The following is a 19,584-nucleotide window of genomic DNA, read 5'->3' as shown; positions in this document are numbered from 1 at the left end:
CTATCTTTTAAAGAATGGCATTCGCAATGATTTTATCGAGTTTACGTACATCCACTTTTTTATTCAGATTAAATTTAAGTTTTCCTGCCTTCGTCCACAATTCAATTTCAGCGTTGAAATCAATCCGTCCTGCGTTTTCTGTGGAGTACATATTGATTGACTTAAAAGGAATCGTATAGATTTCAACCTTTTTACCTGTCAGTCCTTGCTTGTCTGCGATAATAAATCGTTTGTTTGTTACAACCGCCACATCACGAATTGTTTTATAGGCAACCTCTGCTACTTCGCCATCAATGAGCAAATCCTTTATTTCGTCTGGAACAGCAACTTCCTCCGTAAACGTCCAAGCCATAATTGCGTTTAAATCAGCCATTGGAACCCCTCCTCCTTTTTATATTTATCATCACATATATGAGTAATGAAGTATAGGGAGAAGTCCGTAAATTAAAATATCTTTCTACCTATTTACGATTAAACCACAACATGTTAGGGTAGTAGTTATACATAAGACACAATATATAGTATCGAACGATGGAATGGTACCGTTATCGGTTTAAAAGGGAATCCGTAATTGGAGCTGTCCCCGCAACTGTAAACGCAGACGACCGTCTCAAAAACCACTGCAGCATGAAGCCGCGGGAAGGGGAGATGGAAGGAAGAAGCGTTAGCCAGTAGACCTGCCGTCCATCGTCAAGCGACACTTTCTTCGGGGGTTGAGAGGTGGAAGCGAGCGGGTATTTTTTGCTTTCACTATTTAGGCGAGGTCCCGATCTGTTTCCTAATCAAATTCCATGAGCGATGACTCTACCGAAGAGGTGGAATCATCGCTTTTTTGTATTGTGTCACAAAGGAGGAATCATTTTGATGACATTGATTCGTGAAAAGATGGATGTAGCGGGCATATTTGGAAGCCTAAAGGCGGAGTTCGGGGAAACACGGTTGGCGGTGTTAGAAGATGCGAGTCTAAAATGGTTGGAACGCCATTCCGATGGAGAAAAATCTGAGTGGACGAAAGCGATGATTTTGGAGGCGCTTAGCTATATCGATGAAGCATCCGGTTATTGGACATTCGTTGCTGCGAGGATTTATTTACAAGATGTTTATTCACGCCAGGAAAGCGTTAGGGGCGCAAAAGCATATACGGATTTTGCCGATAACGTGGAGCGGCTTGTTGAGAAGGGCTTGTATACATCTGTTTTGATTGAAAAATATTCGCGCGAGGAATTGGATGAAGTAGGAACATTCTTGAAGCCGGAAAGGGACAAGCTGTTCACGTATATTGGATTGAAAACACTTATGGACAGGTATGTTGCAGTTGATTTCAATAAACAGCCTGTCGAATTGCCGCAAGAACGTTGGCTCATCATTGCGATGACGCTCATGCAAAATGAAACTGAAAATCGCCTTGAAAAAATTGCGGAAGCATATTGGGCGATGAGCAATCTGTATATGACAGTCGCGACGCCGACGCTTGCGAATGCGGGCAAGCCGCATGGTCAGCTGTCGAGCTGCTTCATTGACACGGTCGCTGATTCGCTGCAAGGCATTTATGACAGCAATACCGATATTGCGAATCTATCGAAATACGGCGGTGGAATTGGAGTTTACATGGGCAAAGTCCGTTCACGCGGGTCTTCCATCCGTGGTTTTAAAGGTGCCTCAAGCGGCGTTCTTCCGTGGATCAAGCAGCTGAACAATACGGCGGTAAGCGTCGATCAGCTTGGTCAGCGCCAGGGGGCAATTGCAGTTTACCTCGATGTTTGGCATAAAGATATTTTCACTTTCCTTGACCTCAAGCTGAACAACGGGGACGATCGCTTGCGTGCGCATGATATTTTCACAGGAGTCTGCCTTCCGGATCTATTCCTGGACCAAGTCGAAGCGCGTGGCGATTGGTATTTATTCGACCGCATGAAGTCCTGACTGTTATGGGATATTCGCTTGAGGATCATTATGATGAAACGAAAGGTGCCGGTTGATTCCGCGATAAATACGAGGAATGCGTGAACCATCCGGAATTGTCAAAGGAGACCGTCCGGCGATTGAAATCATGAAACGGATCATGCGCAGCCAGCTTGAGACGGGGACGCCATTCATGTTTTACCGTGATGAAGTAAACCGGACAAACCCAAATAAGCATAAGGGTATGGTGTATTCCAGTAATTTGTGTACAGAAATCATGCAAAACATGAGTCCAACCGAATTCGAATCGGTCACTTTTGAAGACGATATCGTCGTGACCCGTTCGAAGCCTGGAGATTTTGTTGTATGCAACTTGTCGTCCGTGAACCTTGGCCGAGCAGTACCCGCAGACGTATTGGAACGACTTATTACGATCCAAGTCCGCATGTTAGACAACGTCATTGATTTGAATAAAATCCCGGTCATCCAGGCGCAACGGACGAACGCCCGCTACCGTGGCATCGGCCTTGGAACATTCGGCTGGCACCATCTGCTTGCATTGAAAAACATCCAATGGGAATCGGATGAAGCGGTTGACTATGCGGACGAACTGTATGAAAGAATTGCTTATTTGACAATCAAAGCATCGATGGAATTGGCGGGGGAGAGGGGGCTTATCCTTTATTCGAAGGGTCAGATTGGCAGACTGGGACTTATTTCGAACAACGTGGCTACGACTCGAAACAATGGCGTGAGCTACGCATTGATGTTGCGACAAACGGCATGCGAAACGGCTATTTAATGGCTGTCGCGCCGAACAGCTCAACATCGGTCATCGCAGGGTCTACGGCTTCCATCGATCCGATTTTCAAGCCGTTCTACCACGAGGAAAAGAAAGATTACAAGCTACCTGTTATCGCACCGGATTTGGACCATAACACATACGATGTCTACCGTCGCTCTGCGTATATTGTCGATCAGCGCTGGTCCATCAAGCAAAATGCAGCAAGACAGCGCCATATCGATCAGGCAATTTCGTTCAATATTTACGTGCCGAATAACATACGCGCATCCGTCCTCCTTGAGTTGCATATTCAAGCATGGAAATCGGGCATGAAATCGACGTATTACATGAGATCTACAGCTTCGGATATCGAGGAGTGCGAATGGTGTCATTCCTGATTGCGTATGCATCCTGGAGCGGAAATACGGAGGAAGTGGCTGAAATCGTGGAGGAGACGCTGCTGTCGGAAGGATTGGACGTGACTGTGCATCGGATCGGAAACGGTCCGATACCGAATCCGCGGCAGTTTGATGCGATGATAATCGGTTCATTCACATGGGATAAGGGTGCAACGCCTGACAAGGTGAAGGATTTCGTCGCGGACATCAGCTATAAGCCCGAAAACGTCTATGTCTTCGGTACTGGAGACACCCAGTTTGGCGGGGACGAGCTATTTTGCCACGCCGCCGATAAACTAAAACGATTTTATGAATCAAAATACGAACCTCTAAAAATCGAACAAAGCCCACGTGGCATCCAAGAAAAGAAAGTAATCGAATGGGCGAAAGGAGTTCATCAACATTGGCAACACTTACACGCGTTAAAGTGCTAAATCCAGCAAATCCAAATAAATCAACGGCAATATTCGGCGGAAAAGCGAGCGGTATCCTGAACTGGAACGACCTATCGCATCCGCATTTCTATACAATACGTCAGCGCATCCGCTCTCTTTTTTGGACAGCGAATGAAGTCGATATGACGCAGGATGTAAAGCAATTCCCGAACTTATCGAAAGCGGAACAAGAGGCGTTTCTAAAAATTATCGGGCTGCTTGCAACACTGGATGGCCCGCAAACCGTCATCGCCATGAAAATTGTGGACTTCACAACTGATCCTTCGGTGAAGTCAATCATGGCTACAATCGCCGACCAGGAAAGCGAGCATAATCACAGCTATGCGTACGTCCTTTCCTCCGTAACGACGCTCGACAAACAGATGGATTCATTCGAAATGGGCCGCAGCGATGAAGTACTAATGAAACGGAACGAGCGGATTGTCGATATTTATAATGAATTCGCGGAAAATCCTACGGTTGAAACTGTGTTGAAAGCAATGGTGTACACGACATTATTAGAAGGACTATTCTTCTATAGTGGTTTTGCATTCTTCTACAATCTCGCGCGCCATCAGAAAATGGTCGGAACATCGACGATGATTTCATATATAAACCGCGATGAACTGCAGCACGGTAAAGCAATCAGCGATATTTTCCGCGCGGCACTTGCAGAAAATCCGAAGTATAATACCGAAGAATTCACCGATTGGATTTACGATCAATTCCGCCATTCCGTCGAACAGGAAATCATTTGGAGCCGCTATGTGTTAGGGGAAATCGTTGGAATCGACCTCGAAGAAATGGCGGGCTACGTGAAATATCGCGCAAATAAAATGTTACGCATGCTTGGATTGAGCGAAATCTATCCGGAATTCACCGATAACCCGATGAAATGGATCCGCGCCTATGTCGATAACTTTGACGACACAAAAACCGATTTCTTCGAACAAACATCAAGACAATACGTAAAAACAAGCAACTTGAACGGGTTTGATGACTTATAAATGAAAATGAAGAACGGAGAGCTAAATACGATCAATGGCTCTCCGTTAAATACGTATAAATCGGTACAATCACGCATAATCTGTCCGAAAAGTGCATAAAGGGCGAGAATCACGCATAAACACGTCCAGCCGCACATAAAACTCAGAATTCCAGCATAAGCACGTCCAGACACGCATAAAGCTTCAACCGAAAAAAGTTCTGTAAATGATAACAACAATAATTCCTAACGCAAATCCTATCAATGGTTTCAATGCTTTCTTCATATTAGTCCACCATCCTTTTCCGATAAACAACAACAGTCAAGCCAAACATCGCAATCGCCCAGGCTAGGATGATACCTAAAGGCAAGAATGTATCCCCAAATCCTCCACCGGCTTCGACTTTTGCTGCGATCTCAATCAATTGGACATTTGGAAAATATTCCAGAACCTTCAAGACCGGGTACTTTTCTGCAAACGGAAGAGCAAAAGTTCCCATCGAGAAAAATAGGAGCACTGGTAAAACAATAACATTAGCTTCCATAACGGATTTCGCAAACAAACCTAACAATGTCCCCATACCGATATAAAAGAATGCCGAAAAAGCAAATGCCACGCCGATGATAAGCACATTCTGTGGTCGGTAATCTCCGAAAAAGACAGAAAGTATAAGTACTAACATCGTCAGAAGGAAAGTTAGCAGGCTTTTACCTCCTAAAATCTCAATGTGCTGGCGGGGGAGATCATCAATCCACGCAATGTATTCTTATCTTTCTCTTCTGCAATCAAGCTGCACTGCACATACGTCGCAACAAGAGCAAATGCCATATTGAAAACCATATAATGTGCTTCTATCGAAACAGTTCCAATACGACTGAACAAGGCTGCCATAACAGGTGGCATGAAGATGATAATAGAAACTGCTAGATTTCTAGAAAAGTCCTTATAATCTTTCACTAAAATAGCATTCACACGTCTCCAAGAAAAAGTCATACTAATTCCCTCCCAGTAACTTGTACGAAAATATCACCTAGTGTCGGCTCATTCGAATGTATCGTCGCCACTTGATTTGCCGTCATGTAATTAAATAATTGCTGGGCCCCTTCCTCTCCTGCTGGAATGACCACTTTTTCTTCATTTAACAATTCGACTGTAATGGTTGCATCCGAAAACTGCTTTTTAAGCCGATCAGGTGTATCTAATAATTGGATTTTTCCTTTATTAAGGAAAGCAATCCGATCACAAAGCTTCTCTGCCTCAAGCATGTCATGCGTGGTAAGGAATATCGTCGTTCCTTTCGCGTTGAGAGCTCGTAATCCCTCATAAATATGAAGGGTATTTGTAGGGTCGAGAGCCGAGGTCGGTTCATCCAAGAAAAGTAATTCCGGCTCATGAATCAAAGCACGAGCTAATGTAACCCGCTGAGTCATTCCTTTAGACAGCGTGGAAACCCGCTTTTGTTGATCCGCCTTTAAATTGACGATTTCAAGCACTTCGTCAATTTTGGAAGGGGGCATTCCGTACAAATCGCAATAGAGCTTTAAGTTGTCGTATATGGACAATCTTCCATATAATCCGCTATTATCCGTCAACACTCCGAAGCGTTTCCGATTAGTGGGTTTCCGAAGTGCTTCAACAGATTCTCCAAATACCGTCGCAACTCCGCTTGTTGGATTCAATTGTCCAGTCAATATTTTAATGGTTGTTGTTTTACCTGATCCACTCGGTCCAAGGAAACCGAATACCTCGCCCCTTTTAACTTGAAAATTAACACTTTCAAGTGCTACTTGGTTAGCAAAGACCTTTGCCAAGGCCTTCACTTCAATAATGTTTTCCATCCGTATCCTCCTCAAACTGTTATTCGTTCATTTCGTATCTGCAATCTCAGATTACAAGGAAATGAATAGGGAGGCATTATATCTTGGATGAAAGGAGTTTATTTCAAGGTGAATGGAGCAGTTTAAAGGGTGAATGAACAGATGAAAACCGGTCACTGGAGCTGAATTTCTGTTAAATAAGAAAAAGTGAAGCGTGAAGAACGCAGGAAAATCACTGTTTTTTAAGTGTCTTCTATTGTCGAATATTTCCGGGGAAATTAGACAAGCTTCTACATGATTAGAGTCCTAACATCTCTTTAAGTTCAGCCATTTTCGTTTTCGATAATGGGATTGAAGACTTCTTCGCATCCTCCAACACCAAACTATAACTATTCCTTGTCCAAGTAATCACTTCTCTTACCCTTTGAAGATTAACGATATATGAACGATGGCAACGAAAGAAACCGAAGGGAAGTAGTCGTTGTTCCAAATCATTCAGGGTGAACACGCTTGGAAATGACTCTCCTTTAATATGCAAGAATGATTGGCCTTCATTACTTTCAATATAGTCAATTTCAATAGGGTCAAATAATACGATTTTATCGTTCACTTTTGTTGGGATTTTTTCGAATTTTACCGGTTGAACGACCGGTACGGTTTGTTCATTCGAAACATTAATTTCTTCTTCAGAGGGCATTTCGTTATCCGCCTCAATCTGCTCTTCGATCTGGACGCCATGGAGTCCGTTTTCGTCCAACCTCCAAACTTCATCGGAGGAATTGACTGCACTTTCGAGATTTCCCGTTAATATGAAAACTACCTTTTTCTGTAACCGAATCTCATCTAAAACAGTGAGCAAGATTCTTTTTGTTTCCAGATCAAGGTTTTGATCGGGCTCCTCCAAAATGTAAATAAAAGGATTTTGAATAAGTAAACAAGCAAGTTGAACTCGTTTTTTCTCGGAATAGGACAACTGTTTTATTTTTACATTACGTTTTGAACCTAATTGAACTGAGTTAATGACTTCAGCAACTGATATAGCGGATGAGTAAATACTTTTTGTGAACTGAATCATTTCTACAATAGATAAACGTTCATATAATCCACTGTTTAAGAAGAAAAAACCAATTTGATGTTTGTTCCCGGGAATGTCATCCTCACCGATGCGAATTTCTCCATTAGATAATTTGTTTTTTCCAACTAAGAGCCCAATCAGTTGTTCCCGGATATTAACGCTGGAATAGACTGCAACAACTTTACCTCGTTCAGCTGATAAATCGAAAGAAGGGAAGATGACTGAGTCATTGATTCTTTTTTCTGCATTTATAAATTGAAGTGACAAGTAACAAACCCCATTTCCGGAATTATATCTAATATTCGTATTATACCAGTAGATTAATATCTATGAAGTTGGAATACTGGACATTTTTCACAGTTTTTGTAGCGAGTCGGTGATAAAGTGCGGAGAGTCGGTGATAAAGCGTCAAGAGTCGGTGATAAAGTCGTCCAAGTCGGTGATAACCCCCTAAGAGTCGGTTATTCATCGTTTTTATAGGCATATACGCGTCCCAAATTACGAATAATGTGACTCGGGGATTTGACTAAGCCGTTCAGTTGAGAGGTACAAAAACTAAATTAAACACACAAAAAGAGTCCAAATTCGCATATGAATTGGACTCTTTCCTTTTTACCTATATATCAACGTTTGCAAATGAATCACACCTACTTTAGATAGCCTATCGACAAGCCTATTAGCAGGATTACAATTTCTATTGTAGTTCTGCTAACGTATGTGTTAATACCGCTGTTGATTTGTATGTCAAAACATATTTTTATAAGTTGGAGTGATCAGAAGTTAATTAAATTGCGGCATAAATTAAGTAATTTGAAGGTTTCGTTCGTTATCTCTGATATAATAAAGAGTAAGGAATAAAATTTGATACTTCAACAAACGGAGCCAGATTGTTGTATACGGAAATATCTATATTAAAGGTATTGTAAATAAAGTTTGTGAAGGATTGTTCAAGAGAAGAAACATTAGGTTTCTGTGATGTAATTCTTATGTTAATTTTTCTCTTAGTCATTATTTATTATGAGGGAGCTGAGTAATTTGGAATTATTTATTTTGTTGATAGTAATTGTGGTATTAGTTATTGTGCTAATAGTTAGCATAATTATGGGTATTTACTCTACCAATAAACATTTTAAAATTAAGGAAAGAGAAATAAAATTAGAGCAGGAAAAATTAGATCTGGAACGAAGAAGGTTAGAATTAGAAGAAAATAAAGGATAGAGAAATAGTAATTTTGTTCAATTAACGGGTGCGATTGTTGAATAATTAATATCTTAAAAGGGCCTTGATCGGGTCCTTTTTTATAGCGTCAGAAGTTATATTATTAGACGAAATTGAATTTAAGTCACCAATTATAAATTAGAAAAAACACCGCCAATGGCAGTGCTAATTGATGTATTAATTCGAAGCTATTTGTGATGCTAATTGGCGTGTTAATTCTCGTTTTGTACCAGTGAACTGAACGGGTTATGATTTGACTACCGTGATTCCATTTCCGTTTGGTTCTGTTCCTTACTAATTATTAGACCTGAAGCAGGCTATATGGCCTCAGTTCCATTGACGTTCAAATTGCATATTCTGAGTGGTTTCCTCATTTTTGCGATGTGGCCGTTCACAAGACTTGTCCATGTATGGAGTGTCCCGTTGAATTATGCGGGCAGGAGCTATATCCTGTATAGAAGGTCACCAGCAAAAGCGGATAAAAGATAATAATTTTCTATAGGGAGTAATGAATATGAAAGAATGGGTGGGATTTAACTTCCAGCAAGAGATTGAGCGTATCCGCGATGTATTCGGATTCGATTATGTCGGGATAGCACTCGTTCAATCGCCAGAACGTGGATTTGAATTGAAGTGGGCACACGTGACAGGAAATAAAAGCGAGAGGCACCGCCGTATTATTCTCCAATCAGGAAAAGGTGTGGCGGGACTTGTTTTCAAGACAGGCAAATCGATGTTTGTGGGTGATGCATTACATGAGTTGGGCACAGATAATCTTTTCAACTACCCGATTCTCGTTGCGGAAGGACTAAAAAGTTTCGGGGCAATCCCGCTGTATAAGTATAGTCGTGTGTACGGTGTCATGCTTGTCGGCTATCGGAAAAACCAAGCATTGACACCGGAACAGTTTGAGGAATTCAAGCAAGAAATCGGTACGAAATTCGGCCCGTTCTATGATAAGGAGATGGTGAAAGATGACTCAGTTCAGTAAAGAGAATTTGCCGAGCCTTTTAATGAATCTATATGGCAATTCTAATGAAGCCATCTTCTTTTTGATCGGGACGGCAAAGTCCTCACGATGAATACAGCTGCCGAAGAAATTATAGATAAATGTCTATGAGCAAATGATGGCAGGAAGCGCGGGGGCAATTTGTAAAATATGCAGAGGGTATACAAGCTCCGATGAATTGCTGACTTGTGAAGCATGCTATATGTCGAAGCCAGACATAGATATCAGTTCCTTCCAAGTGTATTTTGATACGAAAGGTAGAGGTGTCATACCTTACACAGGAAGCATTCAAACAATCGACCAAGAATCCGGAATTCGAGTTTTCATGCTTCGGGATTTGACACAGCAATTCAAGACACAAGAAGAATTGAATCAAAAACTGATGATGAAAAGAGTTATTAAAGCACAAGAAGACGAACGGAAACGTATATCCCGTGAATTGCATGACAGTGTCGCGCAGGAGATGCTCAGTTCATTAGTTGATTTACGTGTATTGAAATATATGAATATTGATGAAGAAGTGCTGAAAAAAGTGCAACAGACGGAAGGCTCGCTCATGCGGCTTTTAGATGATATCCGCCATCTTTCCGTTGAATTGCGTCCAGCTACACTTGACGATCTCGGATTGGAAGCAGCATTCCGTACTCACTTCAAATGGATTGAAAAAAATTATGGCCTCATCATTCATTTTCATCCCGAGTTAGAGTCGAAGCGTTATGGCGGCGAAATTGAAACGGTCGTCTATCGGATTTGTCAGGAGTCAGTGTTCAACGCGTTGAAATATGCAGAGGTCGATGAACTCGTTGTCCGTCTGTATGAAGCGGATGGATCACTTCATTTGCTTGTGGCGGATGAAGGAAAAGGGTTCGAAGTGAAAAATACGGATCCAAAGGAACGGGTCTTGGCCTTTATAGTATGAAAGAGAGAGCAGAGCTCGTTGATGGCAACCTTCATATCCGTTCCGAACTTGGAAAAGGAACTGTAATCCAATTGGAAGTTCCAGTTGTTGAAGGAGGGGAAAGCGAGTGAAAATCATAATTGCAGATGATCATGCAGTCGTTCGCAGCGGTTTTATGCACATATTGAACTATCAAAATGATATGGAAGTAGTAGCAACTGCCGCAGATGGACTAGAAGCGTATGACAAGGTAGCAAAACATCGTCCCGATATTTTGCTTATGGATTTAAGCATGCCACCTGGTGAGAGTGGTTTAATCGCAACTGGGAAGATAAAAGAAGATTTTCCGGAAACGAAAGTTGTTATTCTTACGATGTACGACGATGAAGAATACTTATTTCATGTATTAAAAAATGGTGCTTCCGGGTATGTATTGAAAAACTCTCCCGACGAAGAATTAGTTACTGCGATTCGGACGGTCTACGACGGAGGCACCTATATCCATCCTTCCATGGCGACTTCCCTTGTCCGCCAATTCGTCAAAAAGGACTTCGATGAAGTAGAGACAGATCCCTATAAAATTTTATCGAAAAGGGAGATTGAAATCTTGCCCCTCGTTGCAAAAGGCTATGGGAATAAAGAAATCGCGGAAATGCTTTATATTTCCGTCAAGACGGTCGAAGCGCATAAGTCCAAAATCATGGGGAAGTTAAACCTGAAAAGCAGACCGGAACTTGTTGAATACGCGTTAAGAAAGAAGTTTCTTAACTTTTAGTGAGGAGGTGCATTGTTGAACTTGTACTTGTAGTTTGGCTGTATTATATGGATCGTCTGACACTTTCAAAAGAAGTATTCGATTCAACAGGGCAAGGGATTCTCGTCACAAATCCCGATGGCAAAATCATGTCGGTAAACCCTGCATTTACATAGCTCACAGGGTATACTGAAGAGGAAGTAGTTGGGAAAAATCCAAACATTCTCAGTTCAGGAAGACAACCAAAAGATTTTTATGCTGCTATGTGGAAGGCAATAAGCGAAGTGGGCCATTGGCAAGGTGAAGTATGGAATAAGCGGAAAGATGGAAACGAATATCTCGAATTACTAACCATCAATACCGTAGTCAATAATTCCGGCGATATCGAACGTTACGTAGGAACATTTAGCGATATTACACCTTTACCAAAAGAGGGCGACCGGTTATAAAGACCGGAAGCCCTTGCTTCATTCAGAAGCGAAGGCGGCCTGCCTATATGTTAGATTGCAAGGGAGTGTGGGGGAAGTGGAAAACAGATATTCACGTCAGACGCTGTTCAAGCCGATTGGCAAAGAAGGGCAAGAGCGTTTGCAGGGTGCACATGTCGTCATAATCGGCTGCGGCGCGTTAGGTTCGCCTATTTCTGAGATGCTTGTCCGAGCTGGTGTTGGCAAACTAACAATTGCAGACCGAGATTATGTGGAGATGTCCAATCTGCAAAGACAGCAATTGTTCACAGAACAAGATGCGCTTCAAGGCACTCCGAAAGTGGTTGCTGCAAAACGTAGATTAAAAGAAATCCGTCAAGATTGCGATATCAAGACAGTTTTAGATCATGTAGACGGACTAATGCTTGAGGAAATGGTTGCGGACGCCGACTTAATCATGGATGCAACAGATAATTTCGAAACAAGACTTCTCATGAATGACGTTGCATGGAAAAAAGGAATTCCATGGATCCACGGTGCTTGCGTCGGAAGTTCCGGCACAGTGTTTCCATTCATTCCAGGAAAAACAGCTTGCTTCAGATGTCTATTGCCAGTCCTCCCTTCTGTCAATGAAACATGCGATACTGCAGGTGTCATCGCCCCCGCCGTCCAAGTCGTTGCAGCAAGGCAAACAGCGGAAGGACTAAAATGGCTCACGGGTAATCAAGACGCAATGATGACGAAGCTTTTACATTTCGACTTGTGGAATAACACTCAAGTCGAAGCAGGAATTTCACGTATTCGAAAAGAACACTGTGAAACATGCGGAGCGGAGCCTACATATCCTTCTCTTAATAAACCTGAAGGGACGAATTACGCGGTTCTTTGTGGAAGAGAAACGGTCCAAGTCATACCGGCTAACAATCGAACGCTGACATTGCAGGACGGCGAGCAAGTCGCCAAGCGATTGGGGACAACGTATAAAGTGACACCGTTTTTCGTCGAATTCCATGCGGAAGGCTATCGTTGTGTTTTATTCCAAAATGGAAGGTTACTCATTCATGGGTTAAGAGATATGAAGGAAGGCAGGAAGTTGTATCATCAATTTTTTGGATAGGGGGAGAGAATGGATTGTCTCAACCATCGGAATTGGAAAAGAAAAATGAAATATCCATCTGCGTCTTAACGGTGAGCGATACTCGGAATAAAGAAACGGATAAAAGCGGTGGAACAATTATTCAGACGGCAGAAGGAGCAGGCCATCATATCGCTGATTACCGAATCTGTACAGACGAGCCAACGGAGATTTCTCGCAATGTCGAAGAATGGCTTCGTAATGAAGCTGTTGAAGCAATCATCATAACCGGTGGCTCCGGAATCGGATTTCGCGATGTGACCATTGAAACAGTGACTCCCTATTTCACGAAGACAATTGATGGTTTTGGTGAATTGTTTAGGTTTTTAAGTTATACAGAAGACGTCGGATCAAAAGCGCTATTAAGCCGCGCAACTGCGGGGACGATTGATGAAAAGGCGTTATTTGCATTGCCGGGTTCATCGAAAGCGGTGAAGTTGGCGATGGAAAAACTGATCCTTCCGGAGCTTCATCATATCGTGCACGAATTGACGAAGCATCGGAAGGGGTAGTCGGTGATTCTAATAGTGAGTTTGGCGAAAGGCGCACTTTGAGAATGTTATCGGTCACTTGCGGAGAGTTATCGGTCATTGTCACAAATATATCGGTCACTTCCGGGAAGTTATCGGTCACTTTCGCAATTATATCGGTCACTTTCCGAAAGTTATCGTCGTTTCGTGACTTTTCACCCATGAAAAATCGCCGCGCCGACGGAAGAATTTATGATTCTCCTTTCAGTGCAGCGAGAGTTCTCCTTTATCGCTATAAAGTTCTCATTTACGGTGTAAGAGTTCTCGTTCTTCGTTGAAGAGTTCTCGTTAACGGTGCAAGAGTTCTCGTTTATCGCCGTAGAGTTCTCATTAATGGTTAAAGAGTTCTCGTTTATCGCCGCAGAGTTCTCATTAACGGCTAAAGAGTTCTCATTCACCATCAAAAACTTCTCATTCCAACGTAGCTCGCTCGAAATCGCCATTTTTCCCGCCAGTTTTTCGCAGCAGCATCGTTGGTCCAATAACCATCTCTTTTCCGGCAGCCTTACACATATCGTAAATCGTAAGCGCAGCAGCAGACGCGGCGGTGAGGGCTTCCATTTCGACTCCGGTTAAGCCTTTTGTCTTCACTTCGGCTTGGATGAGCACCTCATAATGGCTGGTTGATTCATCGATCTTCCATTCGAAGCGGACATCAACACCGGTAAGAGCGAGCGGATGGCACATCGGAATGATAGACGATGTGTTTTTCGCTGCCATGACTGCAGCAACTTGGGCGACAGCAAAAACATCACCTTTTTTATTCGTCCCCTCTGTAATTTGAGAGTGGATTAGTTCATTTACAATAATAGATGAAGCGGCAATGGCTGTTCGTGTTGTAACAGCTTTGTCGGAGACGTCGACCATTTTGGCTCGTCCTTGTTCGTTAAAATGTGTCAGTTCAGACATTGGATTCATTCCCCTCAAAAATAGTACCCTTAGTATAGCAGAAGATAGGAGAGGATTCAGAATGGTGGAAATAAGAAAACCGATCCCGGTCGCTGAAGCTGTCGGGCTTGTAATGGAGCATGTAAAACCGATAGGTACAGAGATTATCGACCTTGAGCAATCGTACGGAAGAGTGTTAGCTGAACCAATCATCGCTAGACACGATGTACCTCCTTTGACCGATCACCTTATGACGGATTCGCAATCCGGTCGCTTGATTCGAAAGGAGCATCTGGCAATAACCGGATCCCTTTTTCAGTCATTGGTGAAATCGGCGCCGGTTATCTCGGAGACAAGCCGATCGGTGAAAAGGAAGCATATCGAATCATGACGGGTGCGCAAATTCCGGGAAATGCGGATGCAGTCGTCATGTTGGAGCAGTCGAGCGAAACAGAAGGCGGATTTACATTAAGAAAGCCGTTTGAAGATGGCGAGAATATATCCTATAAAGGCGAGGATGCCAAAGAGGGCGAGCTCCTGATTGAAGCGGGTTCACTTATCCATCCGGGAACAATTGCCTTGTTGGCCACATTCGGCTACGCGCAAGTGAAAGTGGCAAAACGTCCGGTCGCTGGAATTCTATCAACTGGTACAGAGTTACTTGAAGTGGGTGACGAGCTTGTGCCGGGTAAGATCCGGAATTCCAACGGTCCGATGATCAAAGGTCAGCTCAATCGGATGGGGATTTCCTATCGTTCATACGGAATGGCAGTGGATGATCTTGACGCTTGCACATCGATTGTCAAGCAGGCAATTGCTGAGACTGATTTCCTCATAACGACGGGCGGTGTATCTGTCGGGGATTATGATTATTTGCCGGCGATTTACGAGCGGCTTGGTGCCAAAGTTTTATTCAATAAAGTCGCAATGCGCCCAGGCAGTGTAACGACAGTCGCGGTACTTGGGAATAAATTTCTGTTCGGATTATCCGGCAATCCATCCGCTTGCTTCACTGGGTTTGAATTGTTAGTAAGGCCCGCTATCCTTGCGATAATGGGTGGAACTGCCCCGTATATGCCAAGGATGAGAGCGAAATTGGGAGAGGACTTCACGAAGCCGAATCCGTTTACGCGGTTCATACGGGCAACTTGGACATTTACCGAATCAGGCATTCAAGCAGTGCCTGCAGGTTTTAATAAATCAAATGCTGTCTCTTCGATTGCAAGAGGGAATTGCCTAATCGTCCTACCGAGCGGAACGCGGGGATATGCAACAGGTGATGCTGTGGATATTTTGCTCTTGGGCAGCGAGCAAGGTGTCAGTGAGTGGACAGTGTGAAAACGCTGCATGTTGTCGGCTATAAAAATAGCGGCAAAACGACTCTTGTTGCGAGATGGGTTCGTTTATTGAAGGAAAAAGGTTTGTCGGTTGCTGTGCTGAAGCATCATGGGCACGGCGGAAAGCCGGAAATGCCTGACGCCGGAACGGACACGATGACGTTTTTAGCTGACGGGGCGGATGCTACACTTGTGGCGGGTGGCGGCGCAGTGCAGCTCATTTGGAATGAAGAACCAGATTTTGAAACGTTGAAACGGATGGTTTCGTTCAGAAAACCGGATGTTTTATTAATAGAAGGATATAAGAGTGAGTTTGGAGATAAAGTGGTGCTGCTTCGCGCTGAAGAGGATTGGGTTTCACTTCGGAAGTTGCAAGGCAAACAGCTTGTTATCGGGTGTCCAGAAATTGAGACGGATACCGCCCATATTCATTCGCGTGAGCAAACGGAGCTTATCGATAAATGGTTTTTGGAATGGATTGGAGAGGGAGATGGAAATGAAGCCTTTTGAAATTGTGGAAACACCGATAGACGTTCAGAAATACATGGACTATGTGCTGCATCCATCGGCAGGCGCTGTTACGGTATTTACGGGCAATGTGAGGGAATTTACTCATGGCGTGAAGACGCTTTACTTGTCGTATGAAGCCTATATCCCGATGGCGGAAAAGAAAATGGCGGAAATCGGAGCGGAAATGGAAGAACGCTGGCCTGGTGTTCGCGTTGCGATTGCGCATCGAATCGGTGAACTGCAAATTTCGGATATCGCTGTCGTCATCGCCGTCTCTTCTCCACATCGGAAAGCGGCTTACGAAGCGAATGAATATGCGATTGATCGGATAAAAGAAGTGGTGCCCATCTGGAAAAAGGAAATTTGGGAAGATGGGGAAGAGTGGATTGGTGCACAGAAGAAATATCCAGAAAAGGGGGTTGAGCGAAAATGATTAAAGTGAATTATTTTGCAAGATTGCGTGAGTTGACTGGAAAAGGGGAAGAGACGCTTGAACGCGATTCGATGACGGTTGCTGAATTGCTGAACTGGGCAGAGGAAACATACCCGGGCTTCGGGGCGGATACTATACAGGTTGCGGTGAATGAAGAGTATGCGCTGAAAGATGACGTCATCCAATCGGGTGATGTTTGTGCGTTCATTCCTCCGGTGAGCGGCGGCTGATGAAAACGGCGGGGATTGTGTTAGCCGGTGGATTGTCGAGTCGGTTCGGTTCCCCGAAGGCATTTGCCGAATGGGGGGCCCGGTATTTTTATGAACTGTCAGTAGACGCTTTATCGCCTTCATGCGAGGAAATCGTCATTGTGACGCGGCCGGAGTTGGTAGAACTTTTTCCTAAAGAATTACATGTTACAACAGACATTGAAGAGTTTGCTGGGCAAGGTCCGATTGCAGGGATTTTATCGGGAATGAAAAAAGTGAAAGCCGATCGATATATCGTTTTGCCATGTGACATGCCGTTCATGACGGCGGATGTAATTGAGCGCTTGTTAGAGTGCCATAGTTCTGGTGTGACGGCAGTTGTTTTAGATGGGAAATATCATCCGCTTGTGTCGGTTTGGGATAAAATAGTCCTTCCTGATTTGCAGGAAGCACTTGAAAACGGAAGGCGTCGGGTCATGGACGTACAGGAAAAACATGGAGTCCGGTGGATTGAGGGTGTATTGCTGACCGAAGGGGATGCAGAGCGGATTTTCATGAATGCGAACACGCCAGACGTCTTGGAAAGGAGTTGTCGATAATGGAACCAATTGTAGATAAATTAGGCCGTCCGATCCGCGATTTGCGGATATCGGTAACTGACCGTTGTAATTTCCGTTGCACGTACTGCATGCCGAAGGAGATTTTCGGTGATGATTATGTGTTCTTGCCGAAAAACGAGCTATTGTCATTTGAAGAATTAGAACGGTTCGCACGTCTATTTGCATCCATTGGTGTAAAAAAACTTCGTCTGACAGGGGGCGAGCCGTTAATGCGGCGCGGTCTTCCTGATTTGATTGAAAAACTGATGAAAATCGAGGGCATCGAGGACATCGGTTTGACAACAAATGGTGTACTCCTTGGCCAATATGCGCAACCTTTGTATGACGCCGGACTTCGCCGATTGAACATGAGTCTTGATGCGATGGATCCGGAACTTTTCGGGAAAATGAACGGCCGGGGAATTAAACCGGAGTTGATTCTCAAAAATATCGATCGTGCAAAGGAAATAGGGTTTACGATTAAAATGAATATGGTCGTTCAAAAAGGGGTAAATGAAAGCGAGATCCTTCCGATGGCGGCGTACTTCAAGGAACGCGGTATCACGTTGCGCTTCATCGAGTTCATGGACGTCGGAAATGACAATGGCTGGAGCTTCGAAAAAGTCGTGACGAAGAAGGAAATTTACCAAATGCTTCGTGCGGAATACGAAATGGAGCCTGCTGAAGAGGAGTATTACGGCGAAGTTGCGAAGCGTTACCGTTATTTGGACAACGGAGCAGAGGTCGGTTTCATCACATCAGTTTCGGAATCATTCTGTTCGACATGCACAAGGGCAAGGCTTTCTTCAGATGGGAAATTGTACACTTGCTTGTTCGCTTCAAACGGATTTGATTTACGTGAATTAATCCGAAGCAGCTTGTCCGATGAAGAACTGCTTGAGGCCATAACGGGTGTCTGGAAAGGACGCGCTGACCGCTATTCCGATGAGCGTACGGAACAGACCGTGAAAAATCGCAAGAAGATTAATATGAGTTATATTGGTGGATGATTTTTCGGATTGCCCCACGGTCATTTGTTGGCTGGTGGGGCGTTTTTTTGTGTGTTGTGTGTGGGTCGAAGGTCATGAAATGACAATAAACTTTGGGAAATGATCGATATAAGTCGGGAAATAAACGATAAGTACGCTCAAATGATCGATAAATGTCGGGAAATGATCGATAACGTCCGGGAAATAACCGATAACTTTTCCGCGAGCCAAATAATGCCCGCCTGTATAGTAGGCGGGCCTCATCGCTTTATCCTAATTTCGACATAAAACTCGCAATTGCTTCATTCACAAAGTATGCACCCAACTTCACAGTCCGTCCGTTTTCATCCAAAGCCGGATTCACTTCACAAATGTCGAAAGAACGCGTTTTTTCATGCTCCACTACTTTTCGAATAATGGAGCGCACCGTAGACGGGTCAAGTCCAAATGGTGAAGTGGCACTTACTCCAGATGCAAATGCGGCGTTGACGACATCCGTGCATAAAGTGAGCATCACCGCATCATGTTCATTCATGAAATCTTCCAGTGAAGCCATTAAACCCTCGAGTTGGCCGGGAATCATTTCATCTTCCATTACATAAGTTACGCCTAACAAATCCGCTCGATTAAACAGCTCCTGCGTATTGCCGTAGCGCTGGATGCCAGCGACGAAATAGTGTGCATTCGGGTCTTGTTCTAAAATCTGCCTGAACATCGTACCGGAAGAAGGCTGTTCATCATAAGGTCGCAAGTCAAAATGCGCATCGATATTGACGATGCCGAGAGTCGCTTCGTTACCAAGCGATTCGCGGACACCTAAATAATGCCCGTATAACGTCTCATGCCCACCGCCTAAAATGATGGGTTTTGACCCTTTCAATAAAATCGCAGACACCGCTTCACCTAATTGCTGTTGTGCGGACTCTAAATCTTCACCGTCACAGACGATATTGCTGACATCGAATAGGCGGGCAATCTCCGGGAATCGCCAAGGCAAAGGCGCAAGTCCACTTCGTAATGCGTTCGGGGCAACGGCTGCGCCTAAACGACCTTTATTCCGCCGGACGCCTTCTTCACATTCGAATCCAATAATCGTACATCCGCCGAAACTTTCTCAATATCCGCAATTTCAACGACTTGATGATAGCGGAAGCTTGAACGGTCCTCCGTATGGTCAACCCGACCAGACCAGATAGATTCATTGACTTTATTCACAAAATCCACCCTTTCTGAATGAATACTTCTTGCCAT

The 19,584-nt window shown here is 43.9% G+C and carries 23 protein-coding genes, 4 pseudogenes and 1 riboswitch; of the genes and pseudogenes, 19 read left to right on the top strand and 8 right to left on the bottom strand.

Annotated elements, in window-relative coordinates; all coding sequences use genetic code 11:
• Positions 1-7: 7 nt before the first annotated feature.
• Positions 8-373 (bottom strand): PH domain-containing protein, encoded by a 366-nt coding sequence (locus tag QNH10_RS01035; protein WP_283733174.1) that lies wholly within the window; start codon positions 371-373, stop codon positions 8-10.
• A gap of 146 nt (positions 374-519) precedes the next feature.
• A riboswitch (cobalamin riboswitch) is annotated at positions 520-699 on the top strand.
• Positions 700-864: 165 nt separating this feature from the next.
• On the opposite strand from QNH10_RS01035, the pseudogene QNH10_RS01030 reads away from it, so the two are divergent.
• The 3 genes and pseudogenes from QNH10_RS01030 (at position 865) to QNH10_RS01020 (ending at position 4,525) form a co-directional block, all read left to right on the top strand.
• Positions 865-3,084 (top strand): annotated as a pseudogene (locus QNH10_RS01030) (ribonucleoside-diphosphate reductase subunit alpha).
• Positions 3,069-3,518 carry a flavodoxin gene (locus tag QNH10_RS01025; protein ID WP_283733173.1) on the top strand — a complete coding sequence of 150 codons (450 nt, stop codon included), beginning with the start codon at positions 3,069-3,071 and terminating at the stop codon, positions 3,516-3,518. Before QNH10_RS01030 ends, QNH10_RS01025 begins: the two are co-directional and overlap by 16 nt.
• Positions 3,464-4,525, top strand: a complete 1,062-nt coding sequence (locus QNH10_RS01020) for a ribonucleotide-diphosphate reductase subunit beta (RefSeq protein ID WP_283733172.1) — start codon at positions 3,464-3,466, stop codon at positions 4,523-4,525. The genes QNH10_RS01025 and QNH10_RS01020 overlap by 55 nt, the downstream gene beginning before the upstream one ends.
• 265 nt (positions 4,526-4,790) lie before the next feature.
• On the opposite strand, the gene QNH10_RS01015 is transcribed toward QNH10_RS01020, so the two are convergent.
• The 4 genes from QNH10_RS01015 to QNH10_RS01000 form a co-directional block, all read right to left on the bottom strand.
• The gene (locus QNH10_RS01015; RefSeq protein WP_283733171.1) at positions 4,791-5,186 is read right to left on the bottom strand and encodes a hypothetical protein; all 396 of its coding nucleotides are present in this window, start codon (positions 5,184-5,186) and stop codon (positions 4,791-4,793) included.
• Positions 5,187-5,218: 32 nt separating this feature from the next.
• Positions 5,219-5,497 carry a hypothetical protein gene (locus QNH10_RS01010; RefSeq protein ID WP_283733170.1) on the bottom strand — a complete coding sequence of 93 codons (279 nt, stop codon included), beginning with the start codon at positions 5,495-5,497 and terminating at the stop codon, positions 5,219-5,221.
• Positions 5,494-6,342 (bottom strand): ABC transporter ATP-binding protein, encoded by an 849-nt coding sequence (locus QNH10_RS01005; RefSeq protein ID WP_283733169.1) that lies wholly within the window; start codon positions 6,340-6,342, stop codon positions 5,494-5,496. The genes QNH10_RS01010 and QNH10_RS01005 overlap by 4 nt, the downstream gene beginning before the upstream one ends.
• A gap of 277 nt (positions 6,343-6,619) precedes the next feature.
• Positions 6,620-7,663 (bottom strand): LytTR family transcriptional regulator DNA-binding domain-containing protein, encoded by a 1,044-nt coding sequence (locus QNH10_RS01000; protein ID WP_283733168.1) that lies wholly within the window; start codon positions 7,661-7,663, stop codon positions 6,620-6,622.
• 768 nt (positions 7,664-8,431) lie between these two features.
• Here QNH10_RS01000 and QNH10_RS00995 point away from each other — a divergent pair.
• From QNH10_RS00995 to QNH10_RS00960, 10 genes and pseudogenes are all read left to right on the top strand, one after another.
• Complete coding sequence (locus tag QNH10_RS00995) at positions 8,432-8,614, top strand: hypothetical protein (protein ID WP_283733167.1); 183 nt, start codon at positions 8,432-8,434, stop codon at positions 8,612-8,614.
• A gap of 252 nt (positions 8,615-8,866) precedes the next feature.
• A pseudogene (locus QNH10_RS00990) lies at positions 8,867-9,103 on the top strand (respiratory nitrate reductase subunit gamma); the annotation flags it as partial.
• Positions 9,104-9,128: 25 nt separating this feature from the next.
• Positions 9,129-9,605: a GAF domain-containing protein gene (locus tag QNH10_RS00985; RefSeq protein ID WP_283733166.1), complete on the top strand. Its 477-nt coding sequence runs from the start codon at positions 9,129-9,131 to the stop codon at positions 9,603-9,605.
• A gap of 133 nt (positions 9,606-9,738) precedes the next feature.
• Entirely contained in the window at positions 9,739-10,542 is an 804-nt protein-coding gene (locus QNH10_RS00980; RefSeq protein WP_347177953.1) for a sensor histidine kinase, read from the top strand.
• Positions 10,539-10,652: a hypothetical protein gene (locus QNH10_RS20345; RefSeq protein ID WP_347177952.1), complete on the top strand. Its 114-nt coding sequence runs from the start codon at positions 10,539-10,541 to the stop codon at positions 10,650-10,652. Before QNH10_RS00980 ends, QNH10_RS20345 begins: the two co-directional genes overlap by 4 nt.
• A complete protein-coding gene (locus QNH10_RS00975) occupies positions 10,649-11,296 on the top strand; it encodes a response regulator (RefSeq protein ID WP_283733165.1) in 648 nt (215 codons plus the stop codon). Before QNH10_RS20345 ends, QNH10_RS00975 begins: the two co-directional genes overlap by 4 nt.
• Positions 11,296-11,451, top strand: coding sequence for a PAS domain-containing protein (locus QNH10_RS20340; RefSeq protein WP_317941387.1), 156 nt, complete (start codon positions 11,296-11,298; stop codon positions 11,449-11,451). Before QNH10_RS00975 ends, QNH10_RS20340 begins: the two co-directional genes overlap by 1 nt.
• 45 nt (positions 11,452-11,496) lie before the next feature.
• Complete coding sequence (locus tag QNH10_RS20335; RefSeq protein ID WP_347178035.1) at positions 11,497-11,724, top strand: PAS domain-containing protein; 228 nt, start codon at positions 11,497-11,499, stop codon at positions 11,722-11,724.
• 76 nt (positions 11,725-11,800) lie between these two features.
• Positions 11,801-12,820 carry a ThiF family adenylyltransferase gene (locus QNH10_RS00965; RefSeq protein WP_283733164.1) on the top strand — a complete coding sequence of 340 codons (1,020 nt, stop codon included), beginning with the start codon at positions 11,801-11,803 and terminating at the stop codon, positions 12,818-12,820.
• 14 nt (positions 12,821-12,834) lie between these two features.
• The gene (locus tag QNH10_RS00960) at positions 12,835-13,350 is read left to right on the top strand and encodes a MogA/MoaB family molybdenum cofactor biosynthesis protein (RefSeq protein WP_283733163.1); all 516 of its coding nucleotides are present in this window, start codon (positions 12,835-12,837) and stop codon (positions 13,348-13,350) included.
• Positions 13,351-13,779: 429 nt separating this feature from the next.
• On the opposite strand, the gene moaC is transcribed toward QNH10_RS00960, so the two are convergent.
• Positions 13,780-14,277 (bottom strand): cyclic pyranopterin monophosphate synthase MoaC, encoded by a 498-nt coding sequence (gene moaC, locus QNH10_RS00955; RefSeq protein ID WP_283733162.1) that lies wholly within the window; start codon positions 14,275-14,277, stop codon positions 13,780-13,782.
• Positions 14,278-14,338: 61 nt separating this feature from the next.
• Between moaC and QNH10_RS00950 the strand changes: the two are divergent.
• From QNH10_RS00950 to moaA, 6 genes and pseudogenes are all read left to right on the top strand, one after another.
• A pseudogene (locus tag QNH10_RS00950) lies at positions 14,339-15,594 on the top strand (molybdopterin molybdotransferase MoeA).
• Complete coding sequence (gene mobB, locus QNH10_RS00945; RefSeq protein ID WP_283733161.1) at positions 15,582-16,103, top strand: molybdopterin-guanine dinucleotide biosynthesis protein B; 522 nt, start codon at positions 15,582-15,584, stop codon at positions 16,101-16,103. Before QNH10_RS00950 ends, mobB begins: the two are co-directional and overlap by 13 nt.
• Positions 16,090-16,536 (top strand): molybdenum cofactor biosynthesis protein MoaE, encoded by a 447-nt coding sequence (locus QNH10_RS00940; RefSeq protein ID WP_283733160.1) that lies wholly within the window; start codon positions 16,090-16,092, stop codon positions 16,534-16,536. The genes mobB and QNH10_RS00940 overlap by 14 nt, the downstream gene beginning before the upstream one ends.
• Complete coding sequence (moaD, locus tag QNH10_RS00935; RefSeq protein WP_283733159.1) at positions 16,533-16,766, top strand: molybdopterin converting factor subunit 1; 234 nt, start codon at positions 16,533-16,535, stop codon at positions 16,764-16,766. The genes QNH10_RS00940 and moaD overlap by 4 nt, the downstream gene beginning before the upstream one ends.
• The gene (mobA, locus tag QNH10_RS00930; RefSeq protein ID WP_283733158.1) at positions 16,766-17,344 is read left to right on the top strand and encodes a molybdenum cofactor guanylyltransferase; all 579 of its coding nucleotides are present in this window, start codon (positions 16,766-16,768) and stop codon (positions 17,342-17,344) included. Before moaD ends, mobA begins: the two co-directional genes overlap by 1 nt.
• Complete coding sequence (gene moaA, locus QNH10_RS00925; RefSeq protein ID WP_283733157.1) at positions 17,344-18,354, top strand: GTP 3',8-cyclase MoaA; 1,011 nt, start codon at positions 17,344-17,346, stop codon at positions 18,352-18,354. Before mobA ends, moaA begins: the two co-directional genes overlap by 1 nt.
• Before the next feature lie 72 nt (positions 18,355-18,426).
• Here moaA and QNH10_RS00920 read toward each other — a convergent pair whose 3' ends face one another.
• Together QNH10_RS00920 and hutG are read right to left on the bottom strand one after the other, a co-directional pair.
• The gene (locus QNH10_RS00920) at positions 18,427-18,564 is read right to left on the bottom strand and encodes a hypothetical protein (RefSeq protein ID WP_283733156.1); all 138 of its coding nucleotides are present in this window, start codon (positions 18,562-18,564) and stop codon (positions 18,427-18,429) included.
• Between the two features lie 37 nt (positions 18,565-18,601).
• A pseudogene (hutG, locus tag QNH10_RS00915) lies at positions 18,602-19,584 on the bottom strand (formimidoylglutamase).

The sequence above is a fragment of the Sporosarcina thermotolerans genome (assembly GCF_030067815.1).
Lineage (GTDB): Bacteria > Bacillota > Bacilli > Bacillales_A > Planococcaceae > Sporosarcina > Sporosarcina thermotolerans.
This window is presented reverse-complemented; position numbering and strand designations above follow the sequence as displayed.